13 protein-coding genes are annotated in these 15,748 nt (G+C 71.5%); 8 read left to right on the forward strand and 5 right to left on the reverse strand.

Annotation, left to right across the window (positions count from 1 at the left end):
• The first annotated feature begins 186 nt into the window (after positions 1-186).
• The gene (locus ACFY2L_RS02595; RefSeq protein WP_390655695.1) at positions 187-1,377 is read left to right on the forward strand and encodes a globin domain-containing protein; all 1,191 of its coding nucleotides are present in this window, start codon (positions 187-189) and stop codon (positions 1,375-1,377) included.
• A gap of 102 nt (positions 1,378-1,479) precedes the next feature.
• Here the strand turns inward: ACFY2L_RS02595 and ACFY2L_RS02600 are convergent, their stop codons facing one another.
• Positions 1,480-1,914: an Rrf2 family transcriptional regulator gene (locus tag ACFY2L_RS02600; RefSeq protein ID WP_390655694.1), complete on the reverse strand. Its 435-nt coding sequence runs from the start codon at positions 1,912-1,914 to the stop codon at positions 1,480-1,482.
• Between the two features lie 155 nt (positions 1,915-2,069).
• Between ACFY2L_RS02600 and ACFY2L_RS02605 the strand changes: the two genes are divergently transcribed.
• The 4 genes from ACFY2L_RS02605 to ACFY2L_RS02620 all read left to right on the forward strand — a co-directional run bounded on the left by ACFY2L_RS02605 (position 2,070) and on the right by ACFY2L_RS02620 (position 7,631).
• Complete coding sequence (locus tag ACFY2L_RS02605; protein ID WP_390821294.1) at positions 2,070-2,732, forward strand: DUF3105 domain-containing protein; 663 nt, start codon at positions 2,070-2,072, stop codon at positions 2,730-2,732.
• Positions 2,729-3,349 carry a DUF305 domain-containing protein gene (locus ACFY2L_RS02610; protein WP_390655692.1) on the forward strand — a complete coding sequence of 207 codons (621 nt, stop codon included), beginning with the start codon at positions 2,729-2,731 and terminating at the stop codon, positions 3,347-3,349. The genes ACFY2L_RS02605 and ACFY2L_RS02610 overlap by 4 nt, the downstream gene beginning before the upstream one ends.
• A 183-nt stretch (positions 3,350-3,532) precedes the next feature.
• Positions 3,533-5,473: a protease pro-enzyme activation domain-containing protein gene (locus tag ACFY2L_RS02615; RefSeq protein WP_390821295.1), complete on the forward strand. Its 1,941-nt coding sequence runs from the start codon at positions 3,533-3,535 to the stop codon at positions 5,471-5,473.
• Between the two features lie 118 nt (positions 5,474-5,591).
• Positions 5,592-7,631 (forward strand): NAD(+) synthase, encoded by a 2,040-nt coding sequence (locus ACFY2L_RS02620; RefSeq protein WP_390821296.1) that lies wholly within the window; start codon positions 5,592-5,594, stop codon positions 7,629-7,631.
• Positions 7,632-7,758: 127 nt separating this feature from the next.
• Here ACFY2L_RS02620 and ACFY2L_RS02625 read toward each other — a convergent pair whose 3' ends face one another.
• The 4 genes from ACFY2L_RS02625 to ACFY2L_RS02640 form a co-directional block, all read right to left on the reverse strand.
• Entirely contained in the window at positions 7,759-8,985 is a 1,227-nt protein-coding gene (locus ACFY2L_RS02625) for an MFS transporter (RefSeq protein WP_390655689.1), read from the reverse strand.
• A 124-nt stretch (positions 8,986-9,109) separates the two neighbouring features.
• On the reverse strand, positions 9,110-10,177 hold the full coding sequence (locus ACFY2L_RS02630) for an endonuclease/exonuclease/phosphatase family protein (RefSeq protein WP_390821297.1): 1,068 nt from the start codon (positions 10,175-10,177) through the stop codon (positions 9,110-9,112).
• Between the two features lie 193 nt (positions 10,178-10,370).
• Positions 10,371-10,991, reverse strand: a complete 621-nt coding sequence (locus ACFY2L_RS02635) for a TetR/AcrR family transcriptional regulator (protein WP_390656188.1) — start codon at positions 10,989-10,991, stop codon at positions 10,371-10,373.
• A 64-nt stretch (positions 10,992-11,055) separates the two neighbouring features.
• Positions 11,056-12,648 carry an MFS transporter gene (locus tag ACFY2L_RS02640; RefSeq protein WP_390655687.1) on the reverse strand — a complete coding sequence of 531 codons (1,593 nt, stop codon included), beginning with the start codon at positions 12,646-12,648 and terminating at the stop codon, positions 11,056-11,058.
• Between the two features lie 206 nt (positions 12,649-12,854).
• Here ACFY2L_RS02640 and panB point away from each other — a divergent pair, with 206 nt between their 5' ends.
• The 3 genes from panB (at position 12,855) to ACFY2L_RS02655 (ending at position 15,745) form a co-directional block, all read left to right on the forward strand.
• Positions 12,855-13,730 carry a 3-methyl-2-oxobutanoate hydroxymethyltransferase gene (gene panB / locus ACFY2L_RS02645; protein ID WP_390655686.1) on the forward strand — a complete coding sequence of 292 codons (876 nt, stop codon included), beginning with the start codon at positions 12,855-12,857 and terminating at the stop codon, positions 13,728-13,730.
• A gap of 171 nt (positions 13,731-13,901) precedes the next feature.
• Positions 13,902-14,927: an ATP-binding cassette domain-containing protein gene (locus ACFY2L_RS02650; protein ID WP_390655685.1), complete on the forward strand. Its 1,026-nt coding sequence runs from the start codon at positions 13,902-13,904 to the stop codon at positions 14,925-14,927.
• Positions 14,924-15,745, forward strand: coding sequence for an ABC transporter permease (locus ACFY2L_RS02655; protein WP_390655684.1), 822 nt, complete (start codon positions 14,924-14,926; stop codon positions 15,743-15,745). The genes ACFY2L_RS02650 and ACFY2L_RS02655 overlap by 4 nt, the downstream gene beginning before the upstream one ends.
• Positions 15,746-15,748 lie beyond the last annotated feature (3 nt).

Genomic DNA, 15,748 nt, shown 5'->3' on the forward strand with positions numbered 1-15,748 from the left:
TGAACGCCTCACGTCAGGCAGGTGTACTGCTCTCCCGCCCATCTTGCCTGCTCGGACTGACATCCGTAATGCCCGGCCCCCTCAGTCCCTCCCACCTCGTTAATTTGCATCTCAGATGCAAGTTTAACTAGCGTGCGGCTCAGCCGAACGCCGGCCCGCAGCGCCGGCGAGCCCAGAGGAGACCCGATGCTGTCCGAGCAGTCCGCAGCCACCGTCCGCGCCACGCTCCCCGCCGTGGGCGCGGCGATCGGCGAGATCACCGAACGCTTCTACGCCGACCTGTTCACGGCCCACCCCGAACTCCTGCGCGACCTCTTCAACCGCGGCAACCAGGCCGCGGGCACCCAGCGCCAGGCCCTGGCGGGTTCCATCGCCGCCTTCGCGACCCACCTCGTGGAGCACCCGGACACCCGCCCGGACGCGATGCTTTCCCGCATCGCCCACAAGCACGCCTCCCTGGGTGTCGCGCCCGAGCAGTACGAGGTGGTGTACGAGCACCTCTTCGGCGCGATCGCCGCCGTCCTGGGCGACGCGGTCACCCCCGAGGTCGCCGCCGCCTGGACCGAGGTCTACTGGCTGATGGCGAACGCGCTGATCGCGATCGAGCGGCGGCTGTACGAGGAGCGCGGGGGCGCGGGCGAGTGGCGGCGGTGGAAGGTCGTGGAACGCCTCCCGGAGACCGAGGACGTCGTCACCCTCCGGCTGAGCCCGCTCGACGCCGGACAGGTACGGGAGTTCCGCGCCGGCCAGTACGTCTCCGTCCGCGTCGGTCTCCCCGACGGCGCCCGCCAGATACGCCAGTACAGCCTCTCGGGCGCCCCGGACTCCGCCGTACGCCAGATCAGCGTCAAGCGGGTCCCCGGTGACGGGACGGCCCCGGACGGCGAGGTCTCCAACCACCTCCACGCGCACGTGCGGGAGGGCGACGTGCTGGAGCTGTCCGAGCCGTACGGCGACCTGGTCCTCGACGACGCCCGGGACACGCCCCTGCTGCTGGCCTCGGCCGGGATCGGCGTGACCCCGATGGTGGCGATGCTGGCGCACCTGGCGGCGACGGGCCACCGGGCCCCGGTCACGGTCGTCCACGCCGACCGCTCCCCCGCGGCCCACGCCCTGCGCGCCGACCACGAGGCGTACGCGGCGAAGCTCCCGGAGGCGTCCGTGCACCTGTGGTACGAGCGGGAGGCGCCGGAGGGCACCGCGACGGGCCTGGCCGACCTCACGGACGTCCCCGTCCCCGCGGGCACGCGCGCGTACCTGTGCGGGCCGCTGCCGTTCATGCGGGCGGTGCGGGCGCAGCTGATCGAGAAGGGCGTGGCCGCGGCCGACATCCACTACGAGGTGTTCGGCCCGGACCTCTGGCTGGCGGCGGCCTGACGGCACAAGAAGGCCCTGACAGGCGTCGTGACCGCGGGCCCACCACCGGCGGCGGATCAGCGCGGGTGGCGGGCCCGGGGCCGGCGCGGGCGGCCAGGAGCCTCAGGGCCGCCTGGAGATCCCCAGCAGCACCGGTCCCGTCGGGTCCGCCACGATGTCCTCGATCTTGATCGGGTCCAGGGACGCGAAGAACGCCTCCTGGGCGCGGCGCAGGGCGCCGCGCAGACGGCAGGCCGCGTTCAGGGGGCAGGGCGTGGCCCCCTCGCATTCGACCACGTCGCCCTCGCCCTCGAAGGTGCGGACCAGGCCGCCCACCGACGCCTTGCGCCCCTTCTCGGTCAGGGACAGGCCGCCGCCCCTGCCCCGGCGGGCCTCCAGGAGGCCGAGGTGCTGGAGTTCGGCCACGACCTTGGCGGCGTGGGTGTAGGGGACCTCCATCGAGGCCGCCACCTCGCGCGTCGTGGGGGTGGTCTCGCCCGCGACCGCGAGGCGCATGAGGAAGCGCAGGGCCAGGTCGGTGGATCGCAGGAGGCGCATGGGGGAAGGGTAGATAATACGCATCTGTCCTTCAAATTATCGGCCGGGGCCGGCCTGGCTGTGACCTGTCTACGCCGTTCCCCCGCTCCCCCATTACGATCAGCGCACTCGTACCGCCCGACCGTCCCGCCCCTTTCCCCCAGAAGGACAGGCTCATGGGTTCCGCCAACAAGTCCAGCAGTGCCGAACGCAAGGCGCGCATAGAGCAGATGCGGCGGGCTCAGCAGGCCCGCGAGCGGCGCGGCCGGTTCCTCGTGATCACCGGCAGCGCCGTCGCCGTCGCCGCGCTGGTGGCGGGCGGGGTGTTCGTGGTGAAGTCGCAGTCCGGCGACGACGCCCCCGCCGCCGACTCCAAGTCCTCGGGGCACTTCACCACCGGTTCGGACGGGGTGAAGACCTGGAAGGGGACGCTCGGGCGGACGCACGTCTCCAAGACCGTGAAGTACCCGGTGGAGCCCCCGGTCGGCGGCAACCACGACCCGGTCTGGCTGAACTGCAACGGCGACGTGTACACCGAGCCGGTCGACAACATGAACGCCGTGCACTCGCTGGAGCACGGCGCGGTCTGGGTGACGTACAACAGCGAGGCCGGCAAGGCCGACGTCGAGGCGCTCGCGGCGAAGGTGAAGAAGACGCCGTACACGTTCATGAGCCCCGACGACAAGCAGGCCGACCCGATCATGCTCACGGCGTGGGGCAGGCAGCGGACGGTGACCGGCGCCGACGACCCGGACGTGGACACGTTCTTCCAGAAGTTCGTGCAGGGTGAGCAGACGCCCGAGCCGGGCGCCTCGTGCACCGGCGGGACGATGAAGTGAGCCGGCACGCGGGCCTGGTCGCGGGAACGGCGGCGGCGGTCCTGGTCGCGGTCGGTGCGCTCACCTACGCCGTCGCCGAGGACGGCGGGCCGGACACCGCGACCCCCGCCGCGGACTCCGCGGACGCCGGGTTCGCCCGGGACATGGCCGTCCATCACCAGCAGGCCGTCGAGATGTCGTACATCGTGCGGGACCGGACGGACGACGAGGAGGTGCGGCGGCTCGCCTACGACATCGCCCAGACGCAGGCCAACCAGCGCGGCATGCTCCTCGGCTGGCTCGATCTGTGGGGACTGCCCAAGGTGTCCTCCGACGCGCCCATGACCTGGATGGGCATGGGCGGCATGAGCGACGGCGAGGACGGCGCGCTGATGCCCGGCATGGCCACCGACGCCGAACTGGAGAAGCTCGGCACCCTCGACGGCGAGCAGGCCGAGGTGTTCTATCTCCGGCTCATGACGGCCCATCACAAGGGCGGCATCCACATGGCCGAGGGCTGTGCGGCGAAGTGCACGGTCAAGGTGGAGAAGCGGCTCGCGCAGGGCATGGTCGAGGCGCAGCAGTCGGAGATCGACCTGATGACGGACCTGCTGAAGGCGCGGGGAGCCAAGCCGTAGCCCGCCCCGCGGACCCCCATAGGGTTTTCCCTCGATTTCACGGACGTATCCGTCAAATCAGCCCAGGAAGCGGTCACTTGGCCGCTTCTTGGGGTGCGCATTCCCCTGGCATGAACGGTTCGTCGCAAGAGTGGCCCGCACGTCGAGTGATCCACTCGCGTCGAACCACATACAGGGGGTCCGATGAGATCCAACCGTGCCGCGCTGCGCGCCGGGGTGAGCATGGCAGCGACACTGCCCATGATCGCCGGCGCGCTGGCGCTCGGCATACCCGCGGCGCACGCCGCGGACGGTCCGGCCCGTGACACGCTGGCCGGGACCAAGCCCGCGTGGGCGACGGCCAAGGCGGACAAGGGCGCGACCTCGGACAGCGCCCGGGTCTCCGCCCGCGTGTATCTCGCGGGGCGGGACGCCGACGGCCTCGCCGCGTACGCGAAGGCGGTGTCCGACCCGTCCTCCCCGGCCTACGGCAAGTACCTCTCCGCCCGGCAGGCGCGGTCCCGCTTCGGCGCGACCAAGGCGCAGGTGGCCGCGGTCGAGGCGTGGCTGACGGCGGCCGGTCTCAAGGTCACGGGCACCACGCGGCACTACGTCTCCGTCAGCGGTGACGTGGCCGCCGCCGAGAAGGCGTTCGGCACCCAGCTGCACAACTACGCCAAGGGCGGCAGGACGTACCGCGCGCCGTCGAAGGCGGCCTCGGCGCCCGAGAGCCTGGACGGTGCCGTCCTGACCGTCACCGGCCTGGACAACGCGCCGCACAAGGCCGGCGCCAAGGACCAGCTCCCGCCGCCGGACGCGGTGTTCAAGAACTCCGGGCCCTTCTCCTCGTACTACGGCTCGGCCATCGCGAGCACGCTCCCGGACGCGTACGGCACGAAGATCCCGTACGCCGTCCAGGGGTACACCGGCAAGCAGTTGCGCGCCGCCTACGGCGCGGGCACCCGCACGGGCAAGGGCGTGCGCATCGCCATCACCGACGCGTACGCCTCGCCGACGATCGCCTACGACGCGGCCGCCTACGCGAAGGCGCACGGCGACGCGGCCTGGAAGACGGGCCAGCTGACCCAGGTCCTGCCGAAGAACTACACCAAGACCGAGGAGTGCGGGGCGGCCGGCTGGTACGGCGAGGAGACCCTCGACGTCGAGGCCGTGCACGCGGTCGCGCCGGCCGCGAGCGTCACCTACGTCGGCGCCTCGTCCTGCTACGACGACGACCTGCTCGACTCGCTCGGCAAGATCGTCGACAACCACCTGGCCGACATCGTCTCCAACTCCTGGGGCGACATCGAGGCCAACCAGACGCCGGACCTGGCGGCCGCCTACGACCAGGTCTTCCAGTTCGGCGCGGTCGAGGGCATCGGCTTCTACTTCTCCTCGGGCGACAACGGCGACGAGGTCGCCAACACCGGTACGAAGCAGGTCGACACCCCGGCCAACTCGGCGTGGGTGACGGCCGTCGGCGGCACCTCGCTGGCGGTCGGCAAGGGCGACAAGTACCTGTGGGAGACCGGCTGGGGCACCGAGAAGGCCATGCTGTCCGACGACGGCAGGAGCTGGACCGGCTTCCCCGGCGCGTTCACCTCGGGTGCGGGCGGCGGCACCAGCAAGACCGTCGCCGAGCCGTACTACCAGAAGGGCGTCGTCCCGAACGCGCTGGCCACGGCCAACAACGCGGCCGGCAACCGGGTCGTCCCGGACATCGCGGCGATCGCCGACCCGAACACCGGCTTCAAGGTCGGCCAGACCCAGACCTTCCCGGACGGGTCCGAGCAGTACAGCGAGTACCGCATCGGCGGCACCTCGCTGGCCGCGCCGGTCATCGCGGCCGTCCAGGCCCTGGCGCAGGAGGCGCGCGGCGGCAAGGCGATCGGTTTCGCCAACCCGTCGATCTACTCCAAGTACGGCTCGCGGGTCTACCACGACGTCACGGACAACCCCACGGGGTCCGGGCTCGCCGTGGCGCGGGTCGACTTCGCCAACGGCTACGACGCCGCCGACGGTCTGCTGACCTCCGTCCGCAGTCTCGGCAAGGACAGCTCGCTGTCCGCGGTCAAGGGCTACGACGACGTCACCGGCGTGGGCACGCCCGCGAACGGTTACGTGGAGTCGTACAAGGGCCGCTGAGGAACGCCGGCGACGGCACCGCGAAGGGGCGTGGGGTGGACACACCCCACGCCCCTTCACCGCGTGGGGACACCCCGCGCCACCCGATCGTGTCGCTCTGACGATTACACTGGCCCCCGTGCCTCCGTTGAACTTCTGGTCGATCTATCAGCACGGCTTCGCACGCGTCGCCGCATGTACGGGCCACACCGTCATCGCGGACCCGCATGCCAACGCCGAGTCGGTCCTGCGCCACGCGCGCCGGTGCGCCGAGGAGGGGGTCGCCGTCGCCGTCTTCCCGGAGATGGTGCTGTGCGGCTACTCGATCGAGGACCTGCTGCTCCAGGACGCGGTCCTCGACCAGGTCGAGGCGGCGCTCCGGGAGGTGGTGGCCGGCTCGGCGGATCTGCTGCCGGTTCTCGTCGTCGGTGCCCCGCTGCGCCACCGCAACCGGGTCTACAACTGCGCGGTGGTCGTGCACCGCGGCCGTGTCCTCGGTGTGGTGCCCAAGTCGTACCCGCCGAACTACCGGGAGTTCTACGAGCGCCGGCAGATCGGCGACGGCGCCGACGAGCGCGGCGGGTCGATCCGCGTCGGCGGCGAGACCGTACCGTTCGGCGTGGACCTGCTGTTCGACGCGCGGGACGTTCCCGGTCTCGTGCTGCACGCGGAGATCTGCGAGGACATGTGGGTGCCGGTGCCGCCCAGCGCGGAGGCGGCCCTCGCCGGTGCGACCGTCCTCGTCAACCTCTCGGGCAGCCCGATCACGGTCGGGCGGGCCGAGGACCGCAAGCTGCTGTGCCGTTCGGCGTCCTCGCGCTGCCTCGCGGCGTACGTCTACGCGGCGGCCGGGCTGGGCGAGTCGACCACCGACCTGTCCTGGGACGGCCAGGCCATGGTCTACGAGAACGGGGTGCTGCTGGCGGAGACCGAGCGGTTCCCGCTCGGCGACAGCCACGCGGTGGCGGACGTGGACCTCGACCTGCTGCGGCAGGAGCGGCAGCGGATGGGCACGTTCGACGACAACCGCCGTACGCACCAGGCGCGGACCGGCGACTTCCGGACGGTCACGTTCGCCCTCGAGCCGCCGCTCACCGACCTGGGGCTGCGCCGTCGCCTGGAGCGCTTCCCGTTCGTGCCGGCCGACGCCGACCGCCTCGCCCTGGACTGCTTCGAGGCGTACAACATCCAGGTCGCGGGCCTTCAGCAGCGGCTGGCGGCGATCGGCGGCCCGAAGGTGGTCATCGGGGTGTCCGGCGGCCTCGACTCCACGCACGCGCTGATCGTCGCCGCCCGCGCGATGGACCGCGCGGGGCGCCCGCGCAGCGACATCCTGGCCTTCACGCTGCCCGGCTTCGCCACCAGCGACCACACCAAGGACAACGCCCACAAGCTGATGAACTCGCTCGGCGTCACCGCCGCCGAGCTGGACATCACGCCGACGGCGCGGCTGATGCTGCGGGAGATGGGCCACCCGTTCGCCTCCGGGGAGCCGGTGTACGACGTCACCTTCGAGAACGTGCAGGCGGGACTGCGCACCGACTACCTGTTCCGGCTCGCCAACCAGCGCGGCGGCATCGTGCTGGGCACCGGTGACCTGTCGGAGCTGGCGCTCGGCTGGTCCACGTACGGCGTGGGCGACCAGATGAGCCACTACAACGTCAACTCGGGCGTGCCGAAGACGCTGATCCAGCATCTGATCCGCTGGGTCATCAGCAGCGGCCAGTTCGACGAGGAGACCGGCCGGACGCTCGCCGCGATCCTCGACACCGAGATCAGCCCGGAGCTGGTCCCGGGCGAGGAGTTGCAGTCCACCGAATCCAAGATCGGCCCGTACGCGCTGCACGACTTCACGCTCTTCCACGTGCTGCGGTACGGCTTCCGGCCGTCGAAGATCGCCTTCCTGGCCTGGCACGCCTGGCACGACCCGGAGGCCGGCGCCTGGCCGCCGAACTTCCCCGAGGCCAAGCGGGTGGCGTACGACCTGCCGGAGATCCGGCAGTGGCTGGAGGTCTTCTGCCGGCGCTTCTTCGCGTTCGCTCAGTTCAAGCGCTCGGCCATGCCGAACGGGCCGAAGGTCTCGGCGGGGGGTTCGCTCTCGCCGCGCGGCGACTGGCGGGCGCCGTCCGACAGTTCGGCCCGGGCCTGGCTGCGCGATCTCGCCCGCTTCGACGCATAGCCCACCCGCCCGCCTCGGGTGGGTCGGAAGGTGGCCGCCCCCGCTGAGCGCCCCGCGCGGCGGAGCCGCGCCTCGCCGCGGCTCCGCGCTCCGGGGACCGGGCTTCGCCCCGCTCCCCCAGGAGGCGTCAGTGACGCGCCGCAGCCTCCGCCGGCTCCGGCCGGTGCGTCGCCACGATCCGCTCCCGGCCGGTGACACCGGCCGCGGCCCTGCGGCGGTCCACGCCGTACGCCACGCCCGCCACGGCCAGGCCCAGCACCGCCAGCACCGCGCCCGCCAGGGCCGGGGAGGTCACGCCGAAGCCCGCCGCCAGGGCCAGGCCGCCGATCCAGGCGCCGCCGGCGTTGGCGAGGTTGAACGCGGCCTGGTTGGCGGAGGAGGCGAGGGAGGGGGCCGCCGTCGCCTTCTCCATGACCATCAGGTTGAGCGGGTTGCCCGCGACGAAGGCCGCGATGCCGAGGAGGACGACCGCCAGGGCCCCGCTCCACTGGGTGCGCATCAGGACGGGGAAGAGCGCCAGGACGGCCGCGAGGGAGATCAGGCCGGCGAACAGGGTGCGGCGCATCGCGTGGTCGGCGAGGCGGCCGCCCAGCAGGTTGCCGATCGTCGCGCCCACGCCGAACAGGCCGAGCAGGAGCGTCACGCTGGAGCCGGCGTAGCCGGCCGCGTCGGTCAGCATCGGCGTGATGTAGCTGTACGCGGAGAACAGCGCGCCGAAGCCCGCGACCGTCGTGCCCAGCGCCAGCCAGACCGGGAGGGACTTCAGCGCCCTCAGTTCGCCGCGCAGGCCGGCCGCGGGGGATCCCGTCACCTCGCGCGGGACGAGCAGGACGAGGGAGGCGATGGCCGCGAGGCCGATCGCGCTCACGCCCAGGAACGTCACCCGCCAGCCCAGGTGCTGGCCGACGAGCGTGGCGACCGGGACGCCCGCGATGTTGGCGACCGTCAGGCCGAGGAACATCAGCGACACCGAGCGCGCCTTGCGCTCCGGCGCGACCAGGCCGGTGGCCACCACCGCGCCGACGCCGAAGAAGGCGCCGTGCGGAAGGCCGCTGAGGAAGCGGGCGGCCAGGAGCCAGTCGTAGCCGGGAGCGAGGGCGGACAGCGCGTTGCCCGCGACGAACAGCGCCATGAGGGACACCAGCAGCGTCCGGCGGCGCATCCGGGCCGTCACCGCCGCGAGCAGCGGTGCGCCGATGACCACGCCGAGGGCGTAGGCGGAGACCAGGTGTCCGGCGGTGGGGAGGGAGATGCGCAGGTCTGCCGCCACGTCGGGCAGCAGGCCCATCATCACGAACTCGGTGGTGCCGATGCCGAAGGCGCCGACGGCGAGGGCGAGCAGGGCCAGAGGCATGAGGGGGCCGTTGCCTTTCGGGGGAGGGGTTGCTTCCATCGTATGTTCAACGACGGAACAAACTCTCCCCCGCCCGCTATTCCGGCAGGTTGCGGATCCTCTACGTCCCGGTTTCCCGGGCCTTTCACCCGTCCGGCGTGGTGAGCTTCACACGCGCCGCCACCGGCAGGTGGTCGCTGCCCGTCTCCGGGAGCGTCCACGACGTCTCCGGTTCCACGCCCCGCACCATGATCTGGTCGATCCGCGCCATCGGGAAGGACGCCGGCCAGCTGAAGCCGAAGCCGCTGCCCGCCGCGCCCTGCGTGGAACGCATCTGGGAGGTCACGGCGTTGAGCGAGCGGTCGTTCATGGTGCCGTTCAGGTCGCCGAGCAGGATCACCCGGCTCAGCGGCTCGTCGGCGATCGCCTCGCCCAGCGCGTCCGCGCTCTTGTCGCGCTGCCGGGCGGTGAAGCCGGCCTGCAGCTTGACCCGCACGGAGGGGAGATGGGCCACGTAGAACGCCACGTCGCCCTCCGGGGTCGCCACCGTCGCCCGCATCGCGCGCGTCCAGCCCAGCTTGATGTCGACGGGCTTCACCCCGCTCAGCGGGTACGTGCTCCACAGGCCGACCGTGCCCTGCACCGAGTGGTACTTGTACGTCGCCGCCAGCGCCTTCTCGTACACCGGCACCGCCGAGGCGGTCAGTTCCTCCAGCGCCACCACGTCCGCGCCGGACGCGGCCACGTCACGGGCGGTGCCGGACGGGTCGGCGTTGTCGGCGTTGACGTTGTGGGTGGCGACGGTGAGGTCGCCGCCGCTGCCGGTCTTGTCGCCGAGCAGTCCGCCGAAGAGGTTCAGCCAGACGACGGCCGGCAGGACCACCGCGATGAGCGCGCTCGCCGACCTGCGGACCACGGCGAGGAGCAGGAACAGCGGGACGAAGAGGCCCAGCCACGGCAGGAACGTCTCCGTGAGGCTGCCGAGGTTGCCGAAGCGGTTGGGGATGCGCGAGTGCAGCAGCATCACCAGGGAGAGGAGGAGGGCCAGCGCGGCGACCACCAGGCCGCGGCGCCAGATGCGCGGATCGCCGCGCCAGCCGGCGGCCAGCCGGCCGGCCAGACGTCCGATCAGGCGCCGGAGGCGATCTCCCCGACGCTCGGGTCCCGAGCCGCCGTTGTCGTCCGTCTCCGTCATGTACGCCTGCTGCGCCATACCGTCGCCTCACTGCCTGCCGTGCACACCGTCTCCCCCGTGGGTACGACCCTAGGGGATGATCGGCTCCGATCCTGCCGTCCCTCGACGGCCGTACGCGCACTGGGACGACCGGGGTGGCGCCGGGGGTTCCGGACCTGCGGCGCGATGCCTGGTCTGTGACGAAACGCGCACATTCCCGTCGGCGGGTGTGTCAGTTGACGGGGCGTAGTCCGGTGAGCAGGGTGTCGACGATGCGCTCCGCGAGGTCGTCGGGGAGATCGGCCTCGGGACGCAGGACGGCGCGGACGAGCATGGGGCCCACGACGATGTCGTTGACCAGCTCCAGGTCGAGGTCGGCCCGGAGTTCGCCGTTCTCCTGACCGCGGCGCAGGATCTCGATGCCGAGCCTGCGCCGGGGGGCTATGACCGAGTTGTGGTACGCCGCCCAGATCTTGGGGCTGCTCTTCATCTGGGCGTGGACGTTGTGCAGGATCGCCGAGGAGCGGTTGGCGAGGCCGCGCCTCCGCAGCGACTCCAGCAGCACGATGAGGTCGTCGCGCAGGGAGGTGCCCGGGAGCAGTTCGGGGTCCTCGGGTTCGGCGGCGCGCAGCACGTCGACGAAGAGTTCCTCCTTGCCGCTCCAGCGCCGGTAGATCGTGGCCTTGCCGACTCCGGCGGTACGGGCGATGCGCTCCATGGAGATCTCGGCGAGCGGGACGCCGTCCTCCAGCAGCTTCATCGTGCCCTCGATGATGGCCCGTTCCACGGCCTCGCTGCGGGGCCGGCCCCTGACGGGCTGTTCCGGAGCGGTGCCACTGCCGGCGAGGCTCACGTCCATCGTTCCTTTCGTCGTACTGGGGGAATTCTCGCCCAAGGGCCTTCCCGCCACGGCAGGTCTAGGACTCGGTGCGCACCAACTCCTCCTCGGGGGCGCCCTGCTGAGGCGTCCTGGGCCTGCCCGGCAGGAACACCCCGACCACGACCGCGCCGGCGAGCGCCACCACGGCGCCGCACAGCGCGGTGACGTGCATGGCGTGCAGGAACGCGTCGTTGGCGGGAGCGACCAGGTCCCCGCCGCGGGCGCCGAGCTTCGCGGCGACGCCCAGCGTGGCCTCGATGGACTCGCCCGCCGTCTCGCGCAGACCGGCCGGCAGCGCGCCGAGCCTGTCCTCGATGCCGTCGCGGTACGCCGTCGACAGCACCGAACCGAGGACGGCGATGCCGAGCGCGCCGCCGAGCTGGCGGAAGGTGTTGCTGAGGGCGGAGGCGGAGCCCGCCTTCTCCCGGGGCAGGGCCTGCATGATGACCACGCTGGTCGGGGTCATGACGTGGGCCATGCCGGCGCCCATGCAGAAGAAGACGACCTCCAGGAGCCAGATCGGCGTGTCCGCGTCGAGCGTGGCGAACGCGGCCAGGGTCGCCGTGAGGACGAGCATGGCCCCCGTGGTGGTGGCCCTGACCCCGAAGCGGTCGACGACCAGCCGGGCGCGCGGCGCGAAGAGCAGCTGGGCGGCGGCCAGCGGCAGCAGGAGCAGACCGGACTGGAGCGGCGAGTAGCCGCGCACGCTCTGGGTGTAGAAGACCGAGAAGAAGGTCACGCCCATCAGCGCGAAGAAGACCAGGGTGATGACGGCCATCGCGGCCGAGAAGACCTTGTTCTTGAAGTAGGTGACGTCTATCGACGGATGGTCGCTGCGCGCCTCGAACACCACGAACGCGGTGAGCACCGCCAGTCCGCCGAGGATGGTCGCCAGCACGACCGGGTCGGTGAAGTCGGCCAGCTCGCCGCCCTTGATGATGCCGTAGACGAGCAGGACGAGGCCGACGACGGACAGGACGACGCCGACCGGGTCGATCCGGCCGGGGGCGGGATCGCGGGAGTCGGGCACCAGCCACAGCATCAGCCCGAACGCGAGCAGCACGATCGGCACGTTGATGAGGAAGACCGAGCCCCACCAGAAGTGGTCGAGGAGAAGGCCTCCGGTGATCGGTCCTATGGCGATGGCCAGGCCCACGCCGCCGGCCCAGATGCCGATCGCCTTGGGCTGCTCCTCCCGCTCGAAGACGTTCATGAGGACGGCGAGGGTGGCCGGCATCACGAAGGCGGCACCGACGGCCATCAGCGCGCGGAAGGCGATCAGCTGGGCGGGCGAGCCGGACTCGGCGGCCAGCGCGGAGCCGATGCCGAACACGGCGAGGCCGCCGAGCAGGACCTTCTTGCGGCCGATGCGGTCACCGAGGAGACCGGCGGTGAACAGCAGGCCCGCGAAGACCAGGGTGTAGGCGTTGATGGCCCACTCCAGCTCGCTCTGCGTGGCGCCGAGCCCGGTCGGGGCCGGGGTGGAGATCGTCTTGATCGCGACGTTCAGGATCGAGTTGTCCAGCACCACGATCAGCAGGCTCAGCATCAGCACGCCGAGGATCGCCCAACGGCGCCGGTGCACGTGTTCCGGTATCCGGGGCGCGGTGGGGACGGCAGGAGTAGTCATGCGTTCGAGGGTAGAGGTTTTTCGATACGAGACCGTCTCGTATCTGATCGTCCGGCGACTTCCTTACTCAGCTTTTACCCACGGCTCCTCCTCGTGAGGTGTCGGCCACACGGGGCCCTCTGGCCCTGCCTGGCACGAGGTGCCACCATGGGGGTGGTCCGGGGACGCCGTGAGGGCGCCTCGAGATGACGTAAGGAGCCGTTGCAATGACGCAGCTTTCGGCTGCCCAGACTGCACAGCAGAAGACCTCCGACGGCAGCAAGGCGCTGTACGGGGGCAAGGGCACACGCCGTATCACCGTCCGCGACATCGCGCTCGCCAAGGAACGCGGCGAGAAGTGGCCCATGCTCACCGCGTACGACGCGATGACCGCGTCGGTGTTCGACGAGGCCGGGATCCCCGTGATGCTCGTCGGCGACTCGGCGGGCAACTGCCACCTGGGGTACGAGACCACCGTGCCCGTCACCCTCGACGAGATGACCATGCTGTCGGCGGCGGTCGTCCGGGGCACGCAGCGCGCCCTGATCGTCGGCGACCTGCCCTTCGGCTCGTACCAGGAGGGCCCGGTGCAGGCGCTGCGCTCGGCGACCCGGCTGGTGAAGGAGGCCGGGGTCGGGGCGGTGAAGCTGGAGGGCGGCGAGCGCTCGCACCGCCAGATCGAGCTGCTGGTGGAGTCCGGCATCCCGGTCATGGCGCACATCGGACTGACCCCGCAGTCCGTGAACGCGATGGGCTACCGCGTGCAGGGGCGCGGCGAGGAGGCGGCGGCGCAGCTGCTGCGGGACGCGAAGGCCGTGCAGGACGCGGGCGCCTTCGCCGTGGTCCTCGAACTCGTCCCGGCCGAGCTGGCCGCCGAGGTGACCCGCGTGCTGCACATCCCGACGGTGGGCATCGGAGCCGGTCCGGAGACGGACGCGCAGGTGCTGGTGTGGACCGACATGCTGGGTCTGACCGGCGGGCGGGTGCCGAAGTTCGTGAAGCAGTACGCCGACTTGCGTACCGTCATGGGCGACGCGGCGAAGGCGTTCGCGGAGGACGTCGTCGGCGGGACCTTCCCGCTGGAGGAGCACAGCGTTCACTGAGCCATCTCCGCACAGGGCAGCCCGCCGATCGTCCCCCGTCGGCGGGCTGCCGCGTTTCCCGGCCCCGCGCCCGGGGGCCGCCCGGAGCGTGTAGGTGAGCTGTCGGTGCCGGCGGAGGTCTGTCGGCGGGCTGTCGGTGGTTTGTCGGTGGGCGTTGGGAGCGTTGCCGGCATGACGCGAATCGACAAGAACACCAGCGGCGCCGGGAGCGCCGTGACCGTGCGGGGGCTGGTGAAGCACTACGGCGAGACCAAGGCGCTGGACGGGGTGGACCTGGACGTGCGGGAGGGCACCGTGATGGGCGTGCTCGGCCCGAACGGCGCCGGTAAGACCACCCTCGTGCGGATCCTGTCCACCCTGCTCGCCCCCGACGCGGGCCGGGCGACCGTCTCCGGCTACGACGTCGTACGCCAGCCCCGCCAGCTGCGCCGGGTCATCGGCCTCACCGGACAGTACGCCTCCGTGGACGAGAAGCTCCCGGGCTGGGAGAACCTGTACATGATCGGTCGGCTGCTCGACCTGTCCCGCAAGGAGGCGCGGGTCCGGGCCGACGAGCTGCTGGAGCGGTTCTCGCTCACCGAGGCCGCCCGGCGGCCGGCGGGGACGTACTCCGGAGGCATGCGACGGCGGCTGGACCTCGCCGCGTCCATGATCGGCCGGCCGGCCGTGCTGTTCCTGGACGAGCCGACCACCGGGCTCGACCCGCGCACCCGCAACGAGGTGTGGAGCGAGGTCGAGGCGATGGTCGGGGACGGCGTGACCGTCGTCCTGACCACCCAGTACATGGAGGAGGCCGAACAGCTCGCCTCCGAGCTGACCGTCGTCGACCGGGGCCGGGTGATCGCGGGCGGCGGCATCGAGGAGCTGAAGGCGAAGGTCGGCGGGCGCACCCTGCGGGTACGGCCGGCCGATCCGCTGCAGCTGCGGCCGCTGGCGGCCTGGATCGACGAACTCGGCGTCACCGGCCTCGCCACCACCGTCGTGGACGCCGAGCGCGGCTCGCTGCTGGTGCCGGTGCTGAGCGACGAACAGCTCACCGCCGTCGTCGGCGCGGTCACCGCCCGCGGTGTCACCCTCTCCTCCCTCACCACCGAACTGCCCAGCCTGGACGAGGTGTTCCTGTCGCTCACCGGCCACCGCGCCAGTGCCCCGCAGGACGCCACGCCCGCCGACACCCGCGAGGAGGTCGCCGTATGAGCGCCGCCACCGTCACCGGTACCGCCACCGTTTCCGACACCCGTATCCCGCTGCGCGGCCACCTCCGCCACACCGGCGCCCTGATCCGCCGCAATCTGCTGTGGATCCGGCAGGACCCGGAGTCCATGTTCGACGCGGTGCTGTTCCCGGTGATCTTCACCCTGCTGTTCGTGTACGTCTTCGGCGGGTCCATCGGCCAGTCGCTGGGCGGCGGACAGGAGGCCTACGTCCAGTACGTCATCCCCGGGCTGCTGGCCATGATGGGGATGAACATGGCGCAGGGCGTGGGCACCGGCTTCAACACGGACTTCAACTCCGGGGTCATGGACCGCTTCCGGTCACTGCCCATCGGACGGGGCTCGGTGCTCTTCGCCAAGATCGTGGTGGAGCTGATGCGCATGCTGGTCGCCTGCGCGATCCTCATGGTGGTGGCCGTGCTGGTGGGCTTCGACATCACGCACTGGCCCGGTCTGTTCGCCGCCGTGGGCCTGGCCACGGTGTTCGGCTCGGCACTGATGTGGGTGTTCCTCACGCTCGGCGTGGTGATGAAGAGCGCGCAGTCGGTGCAGGCGATGGGCTTCCTGGTGCTGATGCCGCTGCAGTTCGGCTCGTCCATCTTCGCGCCGACCGCCTCGATGCCGGGCTGGCTGCAGAACTTCACCGAGTACAACCCTTTGTCCTCGCTCGCGGACGCGGCCCGCGGACTGATGGTGGGCGGGCCGGTCGCGCACGGGCTGATGGTGACGCTGGCCTGGTCCGTGGGGCTGACGGCGGTGATGGCGCCGGTCGCCATCCACAAGTTCCGCACCAAGAGCTGAGCC

The sequence above is a fragment of the Streptomyces sp. NPDC001381 genome (genome assembly GCF_042895685.1).
Classification (GTDB): domain Bacteria; phylum Actinomycetota; class Actinomycetes; order Streptomycetales; family Streptomycetaceae; genus Streptomyces.